This is a genomic window from Aerococcus sp. HMSC10H05 (assembly GCF_001806975.1).
Lineage (GTDB): Bacteria > Bacillota > Bacilli > Lactobacillales > Aerococcaceae > Aerococcus > Aerococcus viridans_B.
In genome coordinates this window covers 12,673-34,038 of the sequence record NZ_KV786951.1, presented here as the reverse complement: position 1 = coordinate 34,038, position 21,366 = coordinate 12,673, and the positions used below count along the sequence as shown (strand labels likewise).

Sequence of the window (21,366 nt, the reverse complement as noted above, 5' to 3'; positions counted from 1 at the left end):
TATTCTCATCAGTCCGATTTGACGAAGAGCCTCTTTATTTTACAAGCTGATGTTGAAAAGCATAAATAGTCGCTTGTGTGCGATCCTCTACACCTAATTTTGATAGTATATTGGATACATGTGTTTTTACAGTCTTCAAAGTAATGTATAACTCGTCAGCAATTTCCTGGTTTGATTTACCAGCAGCAATCAACTGCAGAACCTCTTGCTCACGTGACGTTAAATCGTCATGAAGATAATGGCGGTTAGATTCTACCTCATGAGCAATGAGTTTTTCATTTACGGTGGGGGCAATGACTGATTCACCGGCGAATGTTCGCCGAATAGCTGAAGCAATTTCGCTAGCTGAAGATGTTTTTAGTATATACCCTTTTGCACCAGCCTGCATTGCTGGATATACTTTTTCATCATCAATAAAAGAAGTAACAATTAAAATATTTGCTTCTGGCCACTCGGCTAAAATGTCTTGTGTCGCTTGTATACCATCCATATTATCCATCACTAAATCCATTAAAATAATATCTGGACGTAAGCTTAAAGCTAATTTTTTGCCTTCTAATCCATCTCTTGCTTCCCCCACTATGTCTATATCTGCTTGAGTAGATAGATAGGTTGAAACGCCTAATCTGACCATTTCATGATCATCTACTAGTAATACACTAATCATACATACCCTCCATTTTTCTTGGTATAACAATTTGTACTAAGGTCCCCTGATTTTCAAAAGATATAATATTCGCACTGCCACCTAATTGTCCAACACGCTCTTGGATATTTTTCAAACCATACCCGCCACTTTGTGCTAATTCTTTATCCGTATCAAAACCCACACCATCATCCGAAAACCTTAGGTAAATATTCCGATCTTTCTCATATAAATGGCACTCTATAATTTGCGCTTTTGCGTGTCTTAGGCTATTAGACAATAATTCTTGTACAATCCGAAATAAGTGGTTCTCTACTTCCGGTAGCAACTGAACATCAGTCACCGTTGCTTCGAAATTGATTTTTACTTTTGTTTCTAATTCTCTAAAGAGCTGTTTAATCCCTTCTGCTAAAGTTTGATTGGTTAGTGAAATTGGGCGTAGATGGAGGAGTAATGACCGCATCTCAGCCTGTGCTTGATCAACCATATCAGCCACTTTACCAATAAGTTGTTGATTTACGGGATCTATATTATCTGCTTGTTCTTGAATCGCAGATAGAAGCATTGTCATAGCGAATAATTGCTGACTAACTGAATCATGTAATTCCCTAGCGATTCGTTGTCGTTCCTCTTTGACTATTTCATTTCGATTCATCTCAGAATTTGCTTCGTCAGCTACTGTCTTCGCTTGTAAGGCCATTTCCATATTCTGCAACATCACTCTTAACTGCTCAATTTGACCTTCCAGTTGATCATTCGTATATGTACCAGTCACTTCACCTTGAAAAACAGGTGAATCATATTTCCGAGTAGTCAAAGCGGTTAATTTTGCAGTTAATCGCTGCTCATCCTTATATAAGAAGAAATACAAAATAAAAGTTGCCAGTAAGGAGATGCCCATATTGATCATTAACAAATAGATAAAAGGTAAAGTTAAACGTGCAACACCAAGATAGGATGTTTTAACGTACATCATATTTGGTGCAAGTATCATTAAGATATATGCGCCAATTGACAAAGTTAATAGTGATAACCAAATAACTAGAAAGATAGTTAACAGGCGACGTCCTCTCATAAAAAGACCACCTCAACCGCTCCCCATCCTTGAGAAACTTGTAAATAAATCTTTCGATTGCTTTGTTGATAATCATTACTCATAAAAATTTTTCGCTCATTATTTAATGGTATTTTCTTACCATTCCAGTTCACTTCCGTACGAAAGCCATTAGCATGTAATTCAAAGCCAATACCTTCAGGCACAACCAGTTTCGTATGACCAATTAATTGATTAATTACCACCACATTTGTACCAAGAGGGACAATAGTTGATCCAAAATCAATAAAGGTATTTGCATACAAATGATACAGCTCAATATTTTTCCAAGTATATATTTCTTCTTGATACGGCGCATGATTAAATAATTGATCAAATACTAAAAAAGTTTCTTTCTTATTAAACTTATTATCTTCCATTTCCACAATCTTCGTTTGACGTAAAGTTAAATCATATTTCTCATTATCAGATTGATCTCTAGTAATGCCATAGTAGACCAAACCAACAACGATCATGGTTAATAAAATGCCTGAAATATAAGGTAAGGTCACTATTCCAATAAAAATGAGGAAGCACCCTATAGCAACTAGTAATAAATTCAACCAACTTTGATGCTGCTTTTCTTCATTTATTTGCATTTTTATACGGTTACTGATAGCCAATAAGCCACAGCCGACCACAATAGAAATCACATTTTCTGGTTTAATCAATAAACCTGTAAAAACAATTAATCCGGCAAAACAAGCTAATATCATCCATAGATTCCTCATATTGCCCTCCATCCTCTTCATATTTTAATCATACCATTTTACATTTTACTACATATGACCATTTTATGAGATAGATAATCTTTTTACATTAGACCTAAGCCTTAAACTTATCATAATAGTTTGTAAAAAAGACATACCTCCACCACATGTGTGATAGAGATATGTCTTAAAATTTACTTAAATTAGATTGCATCGACACTAATAATTTTTACTACCATGTCGCCACCTGGTGTGTCAATTGTCACTTCATCGTTTACACTTTTACCAATCAATGCTTGTGCAATCGGTGATTCATTAGAAATCTTACCATCTAATGGATCTGCTTCTGCACGACCAACGATAGAGTAAACTTCTTCATCACCATCAGGTAACTCAATAAAAGTTACTTTACGTCCGAGCGAAACAATACCTTCATCGATTTCATTTGGATCAATAATTTTTGCGTAACGAACCATTTTCTCTAATTTCTGAATTTGACCCTCAACAAAGGCCTGTTCATCTTTAGCCGCTTCATATTCAGAGTTTTCTGATAAATCTCCATATGAACGTGCGATTTTAATTCGTTCTACGATTTCTTTACGTTTTACAATTTTTAACTCGTCTAAATCTTGTTGAATTTTCTCAAGACCTTCTTGGGTCATTGGATATACTTCTTCTGCCATACTTCTACTCCTAACAACAATAGTAATTTCAACTTATCAAAAGTGAATAGACCCACAATATCATGGAACTAGATATTTTGCAATACACTTAATTTGATAATCTCTAATAATATTTTAATTAATCTGTTTTTAAGTCATCTGGAATGATTGAGCGAATTTTAGTTGTCATCAAATCAATCGCAACATTATTGGAGCCACCTTCTGGAATAATGATATCTGCAAATTTTTTCGTTGGTTCGATAAATTGCTCATGCATGGGTTTTACAACCGACGTATACATATCAATAATCGAGTCTAATGAACGTCCACGCTCAGCCATATCACGCTTAATACGCCGGATAATACGGATATCATCATCAGTATCTACAAAGACTTTAATATCCATTAAATCCCTCAGTTCTTTATCAAAGAAGATTAAAATACCTTCAATAATAATCACTTCTTTGGGTTCTAAACGAATCGTTTCTTCTGCACGATTATGTTGAGTGAAATCATAAACCGGCATTTGAACAGATTCTCCATCTAATAATTGTCGAATATGATCACTTAATAAATCATTGTCAAATGCTAGTGGGTGGTCGTAGTTAGTTAACGCACGTTCATCCATCGTTAAATGACTTTGATCCTTATAGTAAGCATCTTGTGGGATATAAGCTAAACTGACATCGCCAAATTCTTCAATAATTTTACGGGTTACAGTTGTCTTCCCTGAACCTGTACCACCTGTTACACCGATGATGATTGGCTTACGCATTCAAAACACACCTTCCTGATATTAAAAATAAGCTCGAATTCACTGCTATTAAATATAGAGAAAAATGTTCTCAATTGCAAGTAAATTCAAGCTATTTTTATTTTTTACTGTAAATTATAAGTTAGCGTTTTCTTCAGTAACATATTGTTCAACTAACGCATCATGCTCCTCATAAGTTTCCGAATAGTATACTTTACCTGTTTTCAGGTCAGCTACAAAGAACAGATAATCAGACTCAGTTGGATTCATGGAGGCTTCAATGGCTTCAATACCAGGGTTATTAAACGGACCTGGACCAAAACCTGTATTGATATACAAGTTATATGGTGAATCTACAGCTGCATCCTCATTGGTAACATATGCAGAATGTGTATTATTTGCATATAAGACCGATATATCTGATTGAATTGGCATATCAATTTCTAAACGATTCATGAATACACCTGCAATCATTTCACGGTCTTCTAATGAGGGCGCCTCTGCCTCAACTAATGAAGCCAAAGTTAGGAATTCATGGAAAGTGAATCCAGAAGCTTCAATCTCAGCTGTATGTGTTTGACGAACATTTTCCATTTCATCAACCATCATCGTCACAATATCTCCTACTGTTACAGTAGATGATAATTGATATGTCGCTGGATATAAATAACCTTCTAGCTTATAACGTACATCATCATTTTTTGATACATCAGTCAGTAATTCAGGATATTTAGCTAATAATTCTTCAAATAACGCATCATCTGTCATTTGTGCTAACGCATCTTCTTGATCTATAGCTAGCGCATCAGCAATAATTTGTGAAATGCTTTCTAGCGATGAACCTTCAGGAATAGCAATAGACGCTACTTGAGCTGTAGCTCCTTGTTGTAATTCATTATTAGCATCTGTATATCCTATATTCTTATGTAAAGTATATGTTCCAGCTTCAATAGCATCATTACCAAAGAACCGTAAGTATGTTGTAAAAAGGAAGTCGTTAAAAATAATACCTTCGTCATCTAAAATGCTTGCAATATCAGCTGTTGTTGACCCTTCTGGAATGTTCACTTCGACAGTTTCGTCAGAGCTACCAATACCTCCTGTAAAGATCATAAACGATAAAAATAAACCAACAACAATAATTAAGGTTGCAGAAATAATCAAAAACCACTTAGCTATTTTTGAAGCAGTAGATGCTGCTTTACGATCAAGATCTTTCTGTTTTTTGTAAAAATCTTCGCGTGCTTTCTTAGACATATAGCGACTCCTCTTCTTGTAAAATCATTACTCCTATTATACATGAATGTGTAATTTTTCTATATAAATGTTAGATAAATACAAATAAACGTAAAATAGCTGTAATAATTACTCAAATAACATTCTAAAAGATAAAAGGACTTGGGACCAAATAGTCCCAAATCCTTCATATGTTCTAATAGCTACTTAATCCTATTGCATGTCTTCATCTTCGATAAAAGTCGCTAATACTTCTTCTACCATATCCCATTCTTCTTCAGTCTCAATAGGATTCAATTGACCTTCAAAGCCATCTTCGCTTTCTTCATATGAGAAGGCTTGTAACTCTACTCCTTCTTCATCAGATACGCCTGCTGGGTAAAGAATAACGTACGATTTACCGAAATCTTCTGAATCGAATGTAAATAATATTTCGAATAGTTGTTCGTTACCTTCCTCGTCAATGATTGTAATGTGGTCGTGACCTTCATGGTCATGTTCGTGATGTTCAGTCATTTAAAATTCTCCTTTTTGTATATTGGGTAAATATAGATTAAACCCTATTATGATGGGTGGGTATCTAAATAGTTCTGTAAGATTAATACGGCTGCTAATTTATCAATCACTTTTTTTCGCTTCTTACGGCTAACGTCGTTTGCTATTAACATCCGCTCTGCTTGAACAGTAGTTAACCGTTCGTCTTGGTAGAAAACAGGAATGTCAAATTGATCTAAAATAAGTTGTCCGTATCTTTGTGATGCTTCGGCTCGTGGACCAATCGTATTATTCATATTTTTGGGTAAACCAAGAACGAATGCTTCTACTTTATACTCAGCCACTAACTCACCAAGGCGTTCCAAACCGAATTGTTCCATTTCTTCATCAATTGGAATAATCTCTACTCCTTGAGCAGTCCAACCAAACGGATCAGAAACAGCCACTCCGACTGTTTTAGACCCCACATCTAATCCCATATAACGCATTATTCGCGACCAGATTGTTTCATATAATTCACAATTAATTCTTCAAGAATTTCATCGCGATCATGATAACGGATAATGTTACGTGCTTCATTATGACGTGGGATATAAGCTGGATCACCAGATAATAAATAACCAACGATTTGATTTACTGGGTTATAGCCTTTCTCTTTTAGTGAGTCATAAACGATTTCTAATGTCTCTTTGACATCCTTTTCATTATTTTCTCCAAAGTTGAATAGGACTGTTTCATCTTTATTACTCATCAGAACACCTCCAAATACTATCTATAGTTTACCTAATTATCTAGAGTTTAACAAGAATTCGTCATTATTTGCTAATAATTTCTTTCGCAAATGCAAGTGCTTCTCTAATGCCAGCTGGATTTTTACCACCTGCTTGGGCCATATCTGATCGACCACCACCGCCACCACCAACTTTTGGTGCGATTTGCTTAACAAGATCACCCGCTTTGATGCCAGACTTAACTGCATCTTGACCAACAGCAACTAATAAATTCGCTTTATCATCACGAGAAGTTGCTAGTACAAGGATATCAGAACTGTCTTTTTGTTTCCATTCATCAGCAATTTTACGCAACTCTTCCATTGAACGATTAGGAACATGTTCAGCAATCACAGTGTATGCACCAGCAGTTTCTACATGGTCAAAAATTTGTACCGCAGCTTGCGCATTCATTTTATCACGTAACGCGCTTAATTGTTGTAAAGTTTCTTTATGATCTTCTTTAAATTGTTGTAACCGTTCAACAATATTCAAGAAGCTTTTAGCTTTTAAGTTTTCTGCAATTTGTTTCAAAATATTTTCTTGTTTTTTATATTCTTGAATTGCCGCAAGAGAAGTCACAGCTTCAATACGTCTTACACCCGCACCAATACCAGATTCAGAGATAATCTTGAATAAACCAATTTCAGCAGTATTTGCTACATGCGTACCCCCACATAATTCGATAGACCAATGGTTAATATCGACCATACGCACTTCACTACCATATTTTTCGCCAAATAAAGCTTGTGCTCCTGCAGCTTTTGCTTCTTCAATAGAGGTTACTGTTGTCACCACTGGATAAGCTTCTGCAATTGCTTCGTTTACTTTAGCTTCCATTTCAGCTAATTCATTATCCGTTACTTGACCAAAGTGGGAAAAGTCAAAACGCAGGTGACCCGCAGTAACTAATGAACCGGCCTGATTCGCATGATCGCCTAAAACATCTTTCAATGCTTGATGTAGTAAATGTGTTGCTGTATGATTTTTCTCAATTGAATGGTGGCGACGACGATCCACAACTAACTGTACTATTTGATCTAACACAACTGCAGCTTCCAGTTTTACTTCATGTAAATGTTGTCCATTTGGTGCACGTACAACATTTACCACTTGTCCAATTAGTTGACCACTTTCATCTAATATATCTCCTGTATCAGCAACTTGTCCACCCATTTCGGCATAAAATGGCGTTTGCTCTACAACTAGGTAAATTTCTTCATCTGCTTCTGCAGAGCTAACTATAGCATCACCAGACACAATCGTATTTACCCGTGTCTCTACTGTCAATTGGTCATAGCCAACATATGTAGATACTACATCAATATCACTCAACACTTCAGATTGTACGCCCATCCCTGCTGAATCCTTACGAGCAGCACGTGCACGTTCTCTTTGTGCCTTCATCGCTTCTTCAAATCCAGATAAATCAACATCAATACCCACTTCTTCCAAGTACTCTTGGGTTAATTCTAATGGGAATCCGTATGTATCATATAATTTAAAGGCTTGGGCACCAGACATCATTTTATTATGTGCAGCCTCAAGTGAAGAAATTACTTCTTGAATAATGGCTTCCCCTTCATTAATTGTCTCATTGAAACGATTTTCTTCTGTATCAATGACATCTTGAATAAAATCTTGGTCATCTTTTACTTCGGGATAGAAGTCAGCCATAATGTCAGCTACAACAGGTACTAATTTCACTAAGAATTTATCTTTAATGCCTAAACGACGGCCATGCATAATTGCACGACGAATCAGGCGACGTAAGATATAACCGCGGCCCTCATTTGAGGGTAACGCACGGTCACTGATTGCAAAAGTAACTGCACGTACATGGTCAGCAATCACTTTAAACGATACGTCAGTTTCAGCTTTTTCACCATACTTTACACTTGCTCCCAGCGTTTCAATTTTTTTAATAATTGGTAAGAATAGATCTGTTTCAAAGTTAGTTGGTGCATCTTGTATAACAGAAGTCATACGTTCCAATCCCATACCCGTATCAATATTTTTCTGTTTTAGTGGCACATACTCCCCATTAGGCATATGGTTAAATTGTGAAAATACAATATTCCAGATTTCTAAATAACGTTCATTTTCCCCACCTGGGTACATTTCCGGATCAGAATCTTCTAGATCTTGGTATTTTTCACCACGGTCATAAAAAATTTCAGTATCAGGGCCACATGGTCCAACACCCAAATCCCAAAAATTATCTTCAACTGGGACAAAATGATCATCAGATAAGTCAGTCGCTTGACGCCATAATTCTACTGTTTCAGTATCTTCTGGATAATAAGTCATATAAAGCTTTTCAGGTTCTAGAGCTAACCATTTTTCGTCAGTTAAAAACTCCCAAGCCCATGGAATAACTTCTTCTTTAAAGTAATCACCAATCGAAAAGTTTCCTAACATTTCAAATAAAGTATGATGGCGTGCAGTAACCCCTACATTTTCTATATCATTCGTACGAATTGATTTTTGCGAGTTTGTGATTCGCGGATTTTCTGGTACAACAGAACCATCAAAATATTTCTTTAAGGTAGCAACTCCTGAGTTAATCCAAAGTAAAGATGGGTCTTGTACTGGGACTAATGAAGCACTAGGCTCTACACTATGACCTTTAGATTTCCAGAAATCTAGCCACATTTGTCTAATTTCTGCTGATGTTAATTGTTTCATAATTCTCCTCCTCAAAATAAAAAAACATAGTATTGCAAACTGAGGACGACTTCGCGCGGTACCACCTCATTTGCAATGCTATGTTTACATTACCTCTCTAATTGCTGGATAACGCTAGCGCGTAGTCTTTCGACTAATTTTTTAGAAAGAGAGCATTTTACGGGTGGATGCTTGCACCTATTCATCCTCGCTAAATTTCATAAAATATGGTTCTTTCTACTTGTTGACTTTTAAAGTCTTTTTACCTTCCAAATTATACTGACAGAATGCCCTTTTTGTCAAGTTTTCACCTTATCGATTCTACTAAAAATCTTCAGGTCTTATCCCATCCATTCCAATCATAGGATCAATAGAATGACTAAGAATAAGATCGACAGTTAGATGAAAATCTTGATGATTGAATATCTCTTCATCCACATTTTTCTCGCTTAATGCATCATCATGTTCACAATTTGTACTATCCATTTCGTTATTCACTAGCTGACTTGCCGTTTCCGCTTCTTCAGCTATTTCGCTTTGAATTGCAGTGGCGGTTCGCTCATCAATATCTACGGCTTCCATTAAAAAGTCTTTTAATTGTGTTTGGCGACTTGCATCCACATTTTGAATCGCTGTTTGAAAAGCTTGAGGATCTCCACACATAATTAGGGATTGTTTAGCACGAGTAATCCCTGTATATAACAGATTTCGTTTCAGCATGCGATGATGCTGTGGCACTAACGGCACAATCACAATTGGAAATTCTGAACCTTGTGATTTATGAATAGAAGTACAGTAAGCTAAAGTGATTTCATTAAAATCATTTCGTTCATAAGTCACTTCAACTTCGTCAAATTGTACCACAATCTGGTCAACTTTATTAGTTGTTTCTTTCGCAAAAAAGATTGCCACAATCTCGCCTAAGTCACCGTTAAAAACGTTCTTCTCGGCTTGATTCTTTAACTGCAAGACCTTATCGCCAACTCTAAAAATTTGCTCAAAGTATACTAATTCACGCCGTTTACCATCTTCATTGGGGTTTAATACGGCCTGAAGTCGCTCATTAATATGATTAATGCCTGCTTGTCCTTTATAAAGAGGCGCTAGAACTTGGACATCGCGTTTTGGATACCCTTTCTCAATCGCCCTTTTTGCTACAACGGCTACTAGATCGGCAATTTGGCTCGCTTGTACTTTGAAAAACGACCGATCTCTTTGGTTCATCATCAAATCTTTAGGCACAATACCTTGCTTAATCTGATGCGCTAATTGCACAATAGTTGACTGATTTTTCTGGCGGTAAATTTCATCTAATTCACGCGTTTTAACCGTTTGAGAAGAAAGTAAGTCGGCAAGAACCTGACCAGGCCCAACTGAGGCTAATTGATCTTTGTCCCCAACAAAAATGACTTGCATAAATGATGGTACACATGAAAGTAACTTAAAGGCCAACCAGGTATCCACCATAGACATTTCATCAATAATCAGCAAGTCTGTCTCTAACTGAATACCCACCTCTTCACTATCTTCTCGGTCATCTTCTTCACCTGTTAAACCGAGTAAACGGTGAATAGTAGAAGCTGGTATACCTATCATTTCAGTCATCCGTTTAGCTGCACGTCCCGTTGGTGCGGCTAATGAAATTGGAAAAGCACCGGGATCATATTCTTCTACATTTAATGAAATACTATTTAGACGGGCATATAACTGTACGATACCATTCAATACCGTTGTCTTACCCGTTCCAGGCCCACCCGTTAAGATGAACATTTTAGACGTTAAAGCTTCTTTTATTGCCTTTTTTTGTGCTTGTCCATAGGAAATACCAAGATCTTTTTCTAATTGTTGAATCTCTTCATCTAAATCAACACCAGGATATTGGGGTTGGTATTGTGGTTGTTGCATTTGATCCATCATTTTCGCAATACCAACTTCTGCAAAATACAGGGAAGGTAAAGCAACCCGCCCCTCTTCAGATAGTATTAACTTACCTGTCTCGTTCATGTCAGAAATCGTATTTTCAATTAATTTAGCATCAATAAATTGAGACTGTCCATGCATCAATACTTCTTGTGTTTTTTCAATAAGTGGCTTCTCCATCACAAAAGTATTACCTGACTCAAAGGTAGCCAAGTTCAACACAAACATTATGCCACCTGCAATCCGAACTGGAGAATCTAAGGGAAATCCAATATTTAAGGCAATTTGATCAGCTTTTTGGAAACCAAATCCACGAATATCATCAATCAATATATAAGGATTTTCTTCTATAATTTCAACTGCTTCATTATGGTAAAGACCATAAATTTGTCCTGCTAGTCTTGAAGAAAAACCCATTTCAGCTAGTTTTACAAAAACTTGCTCATTTCCTCTTTGTTCCACCATTCTTTCATATAAAATGGTTCGCGTTTTTTTGGAAAGACCCTTCACTACTTTTAAGGCATCAGGATCATTTAGAATGATATCTATCGTCTTGTCGCCAAAAGTGTCCACAATACGACTAGCTAGTGTATCTCCTATACCAGGAAATTGTTCCGATGATAAGAAGCGCACTAAACCCTCTTTAGAGGTAATTTTTTGCGCTTCATAGGAGGTCACTTGAAATTGAACACCATATTTTGCATGGTCTACTAACTTCCCATTAAAATGATATGTAGTGCCATCTTGAATAGATGGAAAATTACCAGTCATCACAATTTCTTTTTCTGAATACATTGTATTTGTCTCATCAATTGCAACTGACATTACCCGATAAAAATTGCGCTCATTAAAAAAGAAGGTTGCTTTTACTTCACCTATGACATAATCTTCGCTTGATATATTATTTTGATTTTGTCCCATGTTAGCTACTCCCTCCTCATCATAATCCTTATAATTATAGCATATCAAGCAAGCTAGGGATGAGAGATTTGTCCCTTTATATCTTTGTTAGCTAATCATTTCTAAACAAAAAAGGCGTGACCATGACATCACGCCTCTTCTATGTTAGTTTGATTTGTTTTCTATGATTGAATGCTGTTTGATTAAACGTATTGTAATTCTGCTACTTCATTATTCTTGAAAGCAGCATCAATTGTACCGCCACCTAGACATTCTAGTCCATCGTAGAATACAACAGCTTGTCCAGGGGTGATTGCACGTACTGGTTCTGCGAAAGTAATTTTTGCAGTTCCATCTTCATGGATATCAACATGGACTTGAGTATCTTTTTGACGGTAACGGAATTTCGCAGTACAGTCAAATGATGTTGCCGTAAATTCATCATCGACAAAAGATAGGTCACTTGCCATTAAGTAATCAGCATATAGCTTATCATTATGGAAACCTTGTCCCACATATAAAACATTTTTAGATTGGTCTTTTCCTACAACAAACCACGGTTGGTCAGTTTCGCCACCACCACCGATGCCTAGGCCTTTACGTTGACCAATTGTATAGTACATAAGGCCCATATGGTCACCCATCACTGTACCATCCTCAGCAATCATTTTACCTGGTTGTGCTGGTAGGTAGTTTCCTAGAAATTCTTTAAAATTCTTTTCACCGATAAAGCAAATACCAGTTGAGTCTTTTTTCTTAGCTGTCGCCAAGCCTGCTTCTTCAGCAATTCGACGTACTTCTGTTTTTTCTAAATGGCCTAAAGGGAACATTACACGTTGTAATTGGTCTTGTGATAATTGATTAAGGAAGTATGTTTGATCTTTATTATTATCAAAACCACGTAGCATGTGTACTTTACCTTTAGCATCTCGTTCAACTTGCGCATAATGGCCAGTAGCAACATAGTCTGCACCCAACTCTAGTGCGTAATCTAAGAAAGCTTTAAATTTGATTTCCTTATTACACATTACATCCGGATTAGGTGTCCGGTCACGCTTATATTCATCTAAGAAATAAGTGAATACTTTGTCCCAATATTCCTTTTCAAAGTTAATTGAATAATAAGGAATACCAATTTGTGCGGCTACTGCTGCAACGTCTTTATAGTCTTCAGTTGCTGTACAGAAGCCATTTTCGTCAGTGTCATCCCAGTTCTTCATGAAGATACCGATAACATCATACCCTTGTTCTTTCAATAATAGAGCTGTCACGCTGGAATCAACGCCACCACTCATACCTACTACCACACGAGTATTTTTGTTTGGATTATTTTCTACCACAACATCACCATCTTTCTGCCATAATTTTACGATTGAAGGTCGTATATTAGGTTGTTAGTAGAGATTATAAAATCACAACTACAAATTATACAGGCTACGACAAAAAAAAGCAAGCAATACGCTTACTTTTTTAAAGCACTTTTATTAAATATAGTTTATACAACTTCTTCCAATATACCTGCAGATACCATGTCTGCTTGTAATCGCTCAATAGCTTCTTGAAGTGGTACCATTGTCTCATTCTTATACACGTTAACAACTTGCATACCATTTAAGTTGGTCACAGTCATGGAAAAATTATCTAAACTTGCATTTACTTTCATTTTAAATAAGACTTCCCGGCTGTCATTAAATGATGCTGTGACAATGCGTTCGAATTCAAAGTTACCTTGTCTACTCTCTTGAAAACCGTAGTCTCTAAGGGTATATTTCTTTACTGTATCCGCTAATTTGAATTTTTTATTCGCACCTTTTAATTGGGCACTTGCCGTCATTGCCATCCTTAACATACCTCCATTAAATTTAGAAATGAATTAATTAATTGAAGCAAAAATATCTAAAATTTGATCAATGTCAGAAAAATCAGTTGGATCACCAAAAGAAATACGTAAGCTTTCATGGACTCGTGGCGAATCAACCCCATACATAGAAATCAACACACGGGATGGTTCAAGTGATCCTGCCGTACAAGCAGAGCCAGCTGATAAATATGCGTCTCTTAAATCAAGCTTAATCAGAACTTGATCCGACGCATGTCCTGGCCAATAAATATTTAGGACATGAGCTAATTCAGCTTGTAATGGACCATTAATTTTAAAATTTAAACCACGTGCTTTTGCGCCATCTAAGAAATACTGACGCAATGCTTTCAAATGCTCTTGATGCTTATCCATCTGTACATATTGCTTTTCAATTGCCTTAGACATACCCAAGATTAACGGTAAAGCTTCAGTTCCTGCTCGATGTTTATTTTCTTGGTTTCCGCCACGTACATAGGGAGAAAAGTCGGCCTTAGCATTTCGGTAATACATAAACCCTATTCCCTTAGGACCAAAAATTTTATGGGCAGACATTGACAAAGCATCGATATGCATTTTTTCTACATCTAAAGGAATGTTTAGATAGGTTTGAACTGTATCCGTATGAAAGAATATATCCCGTTCATTTAATAGGTCTCCGATAGCTTGAATGTCTTGTAAGGAACCTACCTCATTATTTCCAGCCATTATTGACACTAAGATCGTATCTGAACGGAGACTGTCTACCAATTCATCAAAATTGATATGCCCTTCTTCATCAAATCCTAAATAAGTAACTTCAAATCCTAATGTTTCTAAGTGTCGCATTGTTTGATATACACTAGAGTGTTCCGCAGCTGTCGTAATTAAATGTTTACCTTGTTCAGATAGACGAGCCACGGTTTGGTTAATTGCTGAGTCATTAGATTCAGTTCCACCAGAAGTAATAATAATGTCATCTGCAGAAGCATTTAAAGTATCTGCAATTTGTCGACGAACTGATTCTAGTTTTTGCTTAGATTCACGGCCGATTTTGTACAAACTCGAAGCATTTCCAAAATCATCACGCATTGCTTGGCTAATGACTTCAATGACTTCCGGATCAACTGGCGTTGTAGCGGCGTAATCTAAATAAATTCCTTTCATTATTTTCCTCCTGTAAATTTTGTTTTCTCTGGGAATAAGAACGCTAATAGATCTTTTGTAATCCGTTTACCTTCTCCAAATGCTGGATAAATATGCATCATCATCATTGGATTAAAGTTGGCCTCAATTAAAGCATAATTATCCGCAGTTGCTGGTGTATGAATATCCTCTATCATCAAATCTAAACCAGTAATTTTCACGCCTAAAACTTTAGCCATTTTAATTGCAATTTCTTTATATGATTCATGCATGTCAGCTAAAACTTCGATAGAATCTCCGCCTGTAGAAATATTCGAATTTTCCCTTAAAATGACTTGTTTTCCTTCAGGGATGATATCATCCGGCGTTAAGCCTTGTTGTTTCAAAGTATTTACTTCGATTTCACCAAGTTGAATCTTCTCTAATGGTGAACGATGGTCAATACCACGCTTAGGATCTTCATTCTTCTTATCTACGAGTGCTTTAACTGTAGACACTCCATCACCAATCACATTCGCACCTACACGGTTTACAATAGATAGGACTTTCCCTTCTTGAACGTAGAAACGGTATTCCGTTCCAAAGGCAAAATCTTCTATTAATACTGTATGATCTTCCCTAAATGCAATTTCAAGCGCAGCTTTAAACGCCTGTTTGGAAGCTCCTTTTTTGAATATAGAAATCCCAATCCCCATATTAGTTGATTTAGGTTTAATTACAAATGCTTTTTCTGAATATAAATCAGCTACTTTTAGAGCCTCGTTAAACTGATTAAACTCTAAACTTTTTGGCACATGAATACCATGTTCTGCAAGCAGTGCTTTCGTAACTACTTTATTTTCCATCACGTAATGGCCAATATAAGGATCTTTGCTTGTAATATTAGCATTCTTCACAATTTCTTCGTGTGTTTTATACTTCAATCGAATCATCTGGTCATCTCGGTCTAAGATATCCATTTGATAGCCTTCTTGAATTGCATCAAACATCAAAATTTGAGTAGATAATTCCATATCTTCAAAGCCACCTAAAGCATATGGTTTCTCCCATGATGACTGATATAATTCTTCTGCTAATTGACGTCCCGCTTCAAGATAACCATCCACATCTTGCATACTAGTCATCATCTTACCAGCTGGTGTTAAGGTGGGATCTTTCAACCGTTCCACCATCACTTCTGTAGTATCGATAATTGACTGGTCTGCATTTATAGCCGCTAACATATCTTTCATTTCTGACAGAATTACTAATCCTTCTTCCATTGCTTGAGTTTTTGAGAAGGTATCTTCTTCAGCTACTTTGGTTTTTAAATCAATACCATAATGAACATCTGCCATGCTCACATCTTTTCCTGACCAAATTAGGTAGAGAACAAAGTACTTGATAAAGTCAATATCCGAAGCTTTAATACCATATGGTGCATCAGGTTGTATGTCAATGAGTCTAAATTCAAGATATTTAATACCTTTATCTAGTAGAGACCTTGCCTTATTAGCGCCTCGCAAGCGAACATTTGAATAAAATTCTTTTTCTGCAATCAAACGTTTTTCCGTCACGTTTGCTTCTAGCTGTGCGACATAGTCCTCTAGGTTGTCGTAAGTAAATGTCACATCATCCTTATTGATATAACCTAAATGAGAGTTTCGAATTGAGCGGACTGGGTGGTCAAATTTATCTGATGGCACACGGAAAAAGCTATCATCCGCTATAGGTGCTGCGCCAAAAAGATAAACTAAAATCCACTGATAACGCAAGAAATTCCGCGCTAAGCGTAAGTAGAAGTCTGATTGGAAAGCTTTCAGTGATTGCTTATTCCCTTCGACTGCTTTTGCTTCTTCATGTAGTTTTTGAATGAAGTCAGGTGAAACCTGCATATTATAGTGAATACCGGAAATCATTTGTAATTTTTTTCCATACACTTCTACTAGATAATCACGATACGCAACTGCAGACGCATCCTCTAAGTCTGCAACTGCAATAGCTTCATCCTCAGGTAGGACTGGTGGCATTGAAAAAGGCCAAATACGTTCTTCTTCTGTTAGTGATTCTATCACCACTTCGTGTATTGCCTGCAACCACTCCATCACTTGATCACTAGTATATACTGGTGGTGTTACTAACTCTAATTGCGACTCTGCAAAGTCCCGTTGGATATAAAATGATGTCGTTGACCCATCCACTTGTTTTGGATGCGGTGTTAGGGCTAACTGGCCCGCTGGTGTAATCCGATGACCTTCGCGCTCAATCCCTATTGATGCCTCTTTAAAAGTATGGCTGATATCTGCTCGCTGAATGAATGACTGTAACCAATTCATATATGTTCTAACTCCTCATCTACTCTTCTACCATCATCACGATGGTTGTTCGACTTATTTTATCATTAAAGTCGTCATCAGACCATTTATCTAGCTTATTATTTTCTTATGAAAACGAACGTATATTCGTAAAACTTCCTTAGCTATGATATAATTAGACAAAATATAGTCAAGAAAGGAGCTAGATGAATGGCACAAAATACGCCCTTAGCCTACCGTATGCGACCGCGGTCAATTGATGAAGTCGTCGGTCAACAACATTTGGTTAGGGAAGGCAAGATTATTTTTCGCATGGTAAAAGCCATGCAACTGTCATCCATGATTCTATATGGACCTCCAGGGATTGGTAAAACTTCCATTGCTTCAGCCATCGCTGGATCTACTAAGTATGCCTTTAGAAAATTAAATGCTGCCACCGATACCAAAAAAGATTTACAAGCTGTTGTGGACGAAGCTAAATTTTCTGGTGGTCTCGTCTTACTATTGGATGAAATTCATCGATTAGATAAAACGAAACAAGATTTTCTATTACCACATCTAGAATCAGGACTCATCACCCTTATTGGAGCAACCACAGAAAACCCCTTTATTCATACCAGTCCAGCTATCCGGTCTAGGGCGCAAATATTTCAATTAGAACCTCTTGAAAAGACAGATATAAGGATTGGATTAGAGCGTGCTTTAACAGATAGCGAACGCGGTTTAGGCGCTTTTCCAGTGGATATTGATGATAATGCTATCGACCACTTCGCCCACGCAGCTTTTGGTGACTTACGTTCTGCTTTAAATGCGCTTGAATTAAGTGTACGATCAACTGATGAGAATACGGAAGGTCGCATTCATATTACGCTAGAAATTGCAGAAGAAAGTATGCAAATGAAAGCCTTCTCCCATGATGCTGATGGTGATATGCATTATGATGTTATTTCTGCCTTTCAGAAAAGTATCCGTGGTAGCGACGTAGATGCATCCCTCTTATATGCTGCTCGCTTAATTGAGGCTGGGGAATTGTCCATTTTATGCCGACGTCTATTAGTTATTGCCTATGAAGATATCGGTTTAGCCAATCCACAAGCAACAGAGCGAACGGTAGCAGCAGTTCATGCTGCTAATCAATTAGGGCTTCCTGAAGCCCGAATTCCATTAGCAAATGCTATTATAGACTTAGCGCTATCACCAAAATCAAACTCTGCTATTGAGGGCATCGACGCAGCCTTATCAGATGTAAGAGCAGGTAAAGCTGGTTTAATCCCTAAACATCTTAAGGATACCCATTACAAAGGTGCAGAAAGTCTAGGTCACGGCGAAGGGTACAAGTATCCTCACGCTTATCCTAATCATTGGGTAGCACAGCAATACCTACCTGATACACTCGTTAACCGGCGCTATTATCAAGCGGGAGATACCGGTAATTATGAACGTGCTTTAGCAGAAAACCGGCGTAAACGCGAAGGTAAATAATCATTTTAGTATAAACTTGCAGATACCTAAGTTGTCTATCTTCCAAAGCTTAAAAACTTGAAATTATACATAAAAGCTTGTATGATGTTTATAGAAAGAATAACTCTGTAGTGTTCGCGATTTCTTTACATGTGTTGACCGAACAATTAGCTATCTAGGGAACTGCCAAGGTTTATGGATACAACGCCTCATCACGAGGACTGTTGAAGTAGATATGTGGTTCCCACCTGTATATCAATGCGGGTTCAATACAGATAGATTTCATCACGGCACATAACGGAGCTCTTTTATAAAATTAAATTTTTAGAGGATGTGTTTATCGCATCCTTTTTTTGTAGTCTAAAAAACATCAATACTGAATAGACATAACAATATTTAAAAAAAGTTGATCATCACTTTGTAGTGTAACTATAATAGCTAATCGCAAGTAAGGATGGTATCCCAAAATTAAATGCTTCACTTTTTAGATTTATAACTACAAAAATGATACTTAAGTGCTTACTTTATATTTTTTAAGTGGTATAATAAGTACAAAGGAGCGTGAGGAAAATGTATCAAGAATATTCACGTATATTAGCCCCAATCGATGGTTCTGATGAGTCTAGATTAGCCTTTAAAAAGGCAGTAGCAGTTGCTAAACGTAACAACGCTACACTGATTGTAGCTCATATTATTGACACCTCTGCTTTCCAGACTACCAATATCTATAATGAGGTCATTCCTGAAGCAGTAACATCACGAGCTAAAAATATGTTATCTGATTATGAGGAAGAAGCCCATAAAGCAGGCATCGAACATGTTGAAACAGTCATAGATTATGGTTCTGCTAAGTACCAAATTTGTCACACTTTAGCACCAGAACATAAGGCCGATTTAATTATGATTGGTGCTACCGGACTCAATGCTGTTGAGCGTCTATTTATCGGTTCCGTATCTGAATACGTTATTCGCAATGCCCCATGTGATGTATTGGTTGTTAGAACAAACTTAGATAACGAGGAAATTACAGCGTAATTATTCATATTTAAAATAATAAAACCGCTAAATATGCAACTTTATAAGCCATATTTAGCGGTATTTTTTATAAATCTAATATTGCTTGAATAGACAGCACAACTCGTGGTACAAGAGAAGTTAGATCAGCTTCTTCCTCAAGTGTATGCGCACCTGTCCCTACGATACCTAAACCATCAATAACAGGAATATCTACAATAGATGCTAATGAAGCATCTGAGGCCCCTTGACTCTCTACTTTAGTTAATGCTCCATAGCCTAGCTTATTAGCTGTTTTTATATAATGGTCTGCTAACTGATCCACTTTATCCGTATAAACCATCGCATCGACACCAGATTCAATTTCAAATTTTGTCACTGTATCGGGAATATAAGGCTTAGAAATTACACGTTCAACATCATCAATGATTTCATCTTTAATGGCCTGATTAGGAAAACGTAAAGAAAAATTTCCTTTGGCAACCCCTGGTATTGTATTAGCAGAAACTCCGCCATTAATGATGCCACAGTTAATTAATTTCTTACGTGAAATATCAGTTAAAGCTTCAAGCGCGACAACTTTTTGCGCTAATTCAACAACTGCAGATCGCCCAACTTCAACTTCCATTCCAGAGTGACCTTGAACACCTTCAACTGTTACATTCATCATCATACCCCCTTGACGACCAACCACCACCTCATTAAACCTTGATGACGGTTCAAAATTGAGCATTAAAGCTGCATCTTGTAATGCTGTTATCACTTCTTGACGGGTAGGTGAATAACGGTGTAAAGTTTCTTCATCTGGTATAAAAATTAAGGTCAAAGGCTGTTTTTGATACCCCATTTCGATTAAGTTTTTCACTACATACATGGCAATCACTAAGCCACCCTTCATATCCATCAGACCTGCACCCTTAGCAAATCCGGGTTTGTCTGCCAGTAAGCGGAAATGATGGTCCAAAGTAACACCCGCATTGAAGACTGTATCCATGTGACCAGATAAAACAATGGGTTTTCTATCTTGGTTTTCTGATGTCTTGTACTCAGCAATTAGTAGATCACCTGCTTGATTATGTGGGATTATCCGTGTTGTCATACCAATATTTTCACACCATTGACGAATGATGGCTCCTACTTGGTTCACCCCATTAATTTGATCAATTCCTGATTCAGTATTCACCAATTCTTCTAAAAATGCGAACATCTCATTTTCCTGACTCGCAATGCATGCTTTTAACTTGTCCATTTTCAATACTATTCCCCCATCATTTACTTATTATTGGTAGCTATCTGAAGTTTAGTTACGCATCTTGTTTATCTAACCATACCTCATCTAAAAAAAGTAATTTAGATCCTGCAGTAGCAACTTGATCGCCGACAATGAATGGGCGTTTTATTAGCATGCCGTTTTTAGCCAGTAATTGCAAAAATTCGTGTTCTGACATCTCTGCTAGCTTATCTTTTAAAGCTAATTCACGATATAAACCACCTGACGTATTCAAAATTTTTGTATATTTGCCATCTACTTTACTTAAGGCCCAAGCTAATTCTTCAGCTGCAGGAGGCTGATCACGAATATCTATAATCTCACCAAAAGTTAACCCCTGCGTTTCTAAATATTTTTTTACCTTTTTAGTAGTTGAACATTGTTTTAACCCATAAATTTTTAGCACAATACATCATCCTTTCTGTATCCATTGTATTTCTTAATCATAACAGACCTTTGTTTCTTCAAAAATCTGATTAAACGGAAAAAAT

Annotated in this window: 19 protein-coding genes and 1 other RNA gene; 3 read left to right on the top strand and 17 right to left on the bottom strand. The window is 36.8% G+C overall.

Annotation, left to right across the window (positions count from 1 at the left end; translation table 11 throughout):
- Positions 1-34 precede the first annotated feature (34 nt).
- From HMPREF3116_RS01530 to gshAB, 15 genes are all read right to left on the bottom strand, one after another.
- The gene (locus HMPREF3116_RS01530; RefSeq protein WP_070467201.1) at positions 35-667 is read right to left on the bottom strand and encodes a response regulator; all 633 of its coding nucleotides are present in this window, start codon (positions 665-667) and stop codon (positions 35-37) included.
- Positions 660-1,721: a sensor histidine kinase gene (locus HMPREF3116_RS01525; protein WP_070467199.1), complete on the bottom strand. Its 1,062-nt coding sequence runs from the start codon at positions 1,719-1,721 to the stop codon at positions 660-662. The genes HMPREF3116_RS01530 and HMPREF3116_RS01525 overlap by 8 nt, the downstream gene beginning before the upstream one ends.
- Entirely contained in the window at positions 1,718-2,470 is a 753-nt protein-coding gene (gene liaF, locus HMPREF3116_RS01520; RefSeq protein WP_083272709.1) for a cell wall-active antibiotics response protein LiaF, read from the bottom strand. Before liaF ends, HMPREF3116_RS01525 begins: the two co-directional genes overlap by 4 nt.
- A gap of 182 nt (positions 2,471-2,652) precedes the next feature.
- Positions 2,653-3,132, bottom strand: a complete 480-nt coding sequence (greA, locus tag HMPREF3116_RS01515) for a transcription elongation factor GreA (protein ID WP_070467195.1) — start codon at positions 3,130-3,132, stop codon at positions 2,653-2,655.
- A 118-nt stretch (positions 3,133-3,250) separates the two neighbouring features.
- Positions 3,251-3,886, bottom strand: a complete 636-nt coding sequence (gene udk / locus HMPREF3116_RS01510) for a uridine kinase (protein ID WP_070467193.1) — start codon at positions 3,884-3,886, stop codon at positions 3,251-3,253.
- Between the two features lie 114 nt (positions 3,887-4,000).
- Positions 4,001-5,122, bottom strand: coding sequence for an endolytic transglycosylase MltG (gene mltG / locus HMPREF3116_RS01505; protein ID WP_070467191.1), 1,122 nt, complete (start codon positions 5,120-5,122; stop codon positions 4,001-4,003).
- A 192-nt stretch (positions 5,123-5,314) separates the two neighbouring features.
- Positions 5,315-5,617, bottom strand: a complete 303-nt coding sequence (locus HMPREF3116_RS01500; protein WP_070467189.1) for a DUF1292 domain-containing protein — start codon at positions 5,615-5,617, stop codon at positions 5,315-5,317.
- A gap of 47 nt (positions 5,618-5,664) precedes the next feature.
- Positions 5,665-6,084, bottom strand: coding sequence for a Holliday junction resolvase RuvX (ruvX, locus tag HMPREF3116_RS01495; RefSeq protein WP_070467187.1), 420 nt, complete (start codon positions 6,082-6,084; stop codon positions 5,665-5,667).
- Entirely contained in the window at positions 6,084-6,347 is a 264-nt protein-coding gene (locus HMPREF3116_RS01490) for an IreB family regulatory phosphoprotein (protein ID WP_003140964.1), read from the bottom strand. The genes ruvX and HMPREF3116_RS01490 overlap by 1 nt, the downstream gene beginning before the upstream one ends.
- Before the next feature lie 64 nt (positions 6,348-6,411).
- Positions 6,412-9,054, bottom strand: coding sequence for an alanine--tRNA ligase (gene alaS / locus HMPREF3116_RS01485; RefSeq protein ID WP_070467185.1), 2,643 nt, complete (start codon positions 9,052-9,054; stop codon positions 6,412-6,414).
- Between the two features lie 303 nt (positions 9,055-9,357).
- A complete protein-coding gene (locus tag HMPREF3116_RS01480; RefSeq protein ID WP_070467183.1) occupies positions 9,358-11,874 on the bottom strand; it encodes an SF1B family DNA helicase RecD2 in 2,517 nt (838 codons plus the stop codon).
- Positions 11,875-12,056: 182 nt separating this feature from the next.
- On the bottom strand, positions 12,057-13,148 hold the full coding sequence (mnmA, locus tag HMPREF3116_RS01475) for a tRNA 2-thiouridine(34) synthase MnmA (protein WP_070467204.1): 1,092 nt from the start codon (positions 13,146-13,148) through the stop codon (positions 12,057-12,059).
- Between the two features lie 200 nt (positions 13,149-13,348).
- Positions 13,349-13,693 carry a hypothetical protein gene (locus HMPREF3116_RS01470; RefSeq protein WP_070467181.1) on the bottom strand — a complete coding sequence of 115 codons (345 nt, stop codon included), beginning with the start codon at positions 13,691-13,693 and terminating at the stop codon, positions 13,349-13,351.
- 33 nt (positions 13,694-13,726) lie between these two features.
- Positions 13,727-14,857 carry a cysteine desulfurase family protein gene (locus HMPREF3116_RS01465; protein WP_070467179.1) on the bottom strand — a complete coding sequence of 377 codons (1,131 nt, stop codon included), beginning with the start codon at positions 14,855-14,857 and terminating at the stop codon, positions 13,727-13,729.
- Positions 14,857-17,151, bottom strand: coding sequence for a bifunctional glutamate--cysteine ligase GshA/glutathione synthetase GshB (gene gshAB, locus HMPREF3116_RS01460; protein WP_070467177.1), 2,295 nt, complete (start codon positions 17,149-17,151; stop codon positions 14,857-14,859). Before gshAB ends, HMPREF3116_RS01465 begins: the two co-directional genes overlap by 1 nt.
- 189 nt (positions 17,152-17,340) lie before the next feature.
- On the opposite strand from gshAB, the gene HMPREF3116_RS01455 reads away from it, so the two are divergent.
- The 3 genes from HMPREF3116_RS01455 (at position 17,341) to HMPREF3116_RS01445 (ending at position 19,626) form a co-directional block, all read left to right on the top strand.
- Positions 17,341-18,612 carry a replication-associated recombination protein A gene (locus tag HMPREF3116_RS01455; RefSeq protein WP_070467174.1) on the top strand — a complete coding sequence of 424 codons (1,272 nt, stop codon included), beginning with the start codon at positions 17,341-17,343 and terminating at the stop codon, positions 18,610-18,612.
- A 99-nt stretch (positions 18,613-18,711) separates the two neighbouring features.
- A non-coding RNA gene (gene ssrS / locus HMPREF3116_RS01450) (6S RNA) lies at positions 18,712-18,899 on the top strand.
- 262 nt (positions 18,900-19,161) lie between these two features.
- On the top strand, positions 19,162-19,626 hold the full coding sequence (locus tag HMPREF3116_RS01445; RefSeq protein ID WP_070467170.1) for a universal stress protein: 465 nt from the start codon (positions 19,162-19,164) through the stop codon (positions 19,624-19,626).
- Positions 19,627-19,693: 67 nt separating this feature from the next.
- Here the strand turns inward: HMPREF3116_RS01445 and HMPREF3116_RS01440 are convergent, their stop codons facing one another.
- Entirely contained in the window at positions 19,694-20,854 is a 1,161-nt protein-coding gene (locus HMPREF3116_RS01440) for a M20/M25/M40 family metallo-hydrolase (protein ID WP_246819010.1), read from the bottom strand.
- Between the two features lie 55 nt (positions 20,855-20,909).
- Complete coding sequence (locus tag HMPREF3116_RS01435) at positions 20,910-21,281, bottom strand: Spx/MgsR family RNA polymerase-binding regulatory protein (protein ID WP_070467166.1); 372 nt, start codon at positions 21,279-21,281, stop codon at positions 20,910-20,912.
- Positions 21,282-21,366: the final 85 nt, after the last annotated feature.

Bases quoted from the DNA above. Each gene is read 5' to 3' on its own strand.
- HMPREF3116_RS01530 (WP_070467201.1), bottom strand. From the start codon at position 667: ATGATTAGTGTATTACTAGTAGATGATCATGAAATGGTCAGATTAGGC.
- HMPREF3116_RS01525 (WP_070467199.1), bottom strand. From the start codon at position 1,721: ATGAGAGGACGTCGCCTGTTAACTATCTTTCTAGTTATTTGGTTATCA.
- liaF (WP_083272709.1), bottom strand. From the start codon at position 2,470: ATGAGGAATCTATGGATGATATTAGCTTGTTTTGCCGGATTAATTGTT.
- greA (WP_070467195.1), bottom strand. From the start codon at position 3,132: ATGGCAGAAGAAGTATATCCAATGACCCAAGAAGGTCTTGAGAAAATT.
- udk (WP_070467193.1), bottom strand. From the start codon at position 3,886: ATGCGTAAGCCAATCATCATCGGTGTAACAGGTGGTACAGGTTCAGGG.
- mltG (WP_070467191.1), bottom strand. From the start codon at position 5,122: ATGTCTAAGAAAGCACGCGAAGATTTTTACAAAAAACAGAAAGATCTT.
- HMPREF3116_RS01500 (WP_070467189.1), bottom strand. From the start codon at position 5,617: ATGACTGAACATCACGAACATGACCATGAAGGTCACGACCACATTACA.
- ruvX (WP_070467187.1), bottom strand. From the start codon at position 6,084: ATGCGTTATATGGGATTAGATGTGGGGTCTAAAACAGTCGGAGTGGCT.
- HMPREF3116_RS01490 (WP_003140964.1), bottom strand. From the start codon at position 6,347: ATGAGTAATAAAGATGAAACAGTCCTATTCAACTTTGGAGAAAATAAT.
- alaS (WP_070467185.1), bottom strand. From the start codon at position 9,054: ATGAAACAATTAACATCAGCAGAAATTAGACAAATGTGGCTAGATTTC.
- HMPREF3116_RS01480 (WP_070467183.1), bottom strand. From the start codon at position 11,874: ATGGGACAAAATCAAAATAATATATCAAGCGAAGATTATGTCATAGGT.
- mnmA (WP_070467204.1), bottom strand. From the start codon at position 13,148: ATGAGTGGTGGCGTTGATTCCAGCGTGACAGCTCTATTATTGAAAGAA.
- HMPREF3116_RS01470 (WP_070467181.1), bottom strand. From the start codon at position 13,693: ATGGCAATGACGGCAAGTGCCCAATTAAAAGGTGCGAATAAAAAATTC.
- HMPREF3116_RS01465 (WP_070467179.1), bottom strand. From the start codon at position 14,857: ATGAAAGGAATTTATTTAGATTACGCCGCTACAACGCCAGTTGATCCG.
- gshAB (WP_070467177.1), bottom strand. From the start codon at position 17,151: ATGAATTGGTTACAGTCATTCATTCAGCGAGCAGATATCAGCCATACT.
- HMPREF3116_RS01455 (WP_070467174.1), top strand. From the start codon at position 17,341: ATGGCACAAAATACGCCCTTAGCCTACCGTATGCGACCGCGGTCAATT.
- HMPREF3116_RS01445 (WP_070467170.1), top strand. From the start codon at position 19,162: ATGTATCAAGAATATTCACGTATATTAGCCCCAATCGATGGTTCTGAT.
- HMPREF3116_RS01440 (WP_246819010.1), bottom strand. From the start codon at position 20,854: ATGGACAAGTTAAAAGCATGCATTGCGAGTCAGGAAAATGAGATGTTC.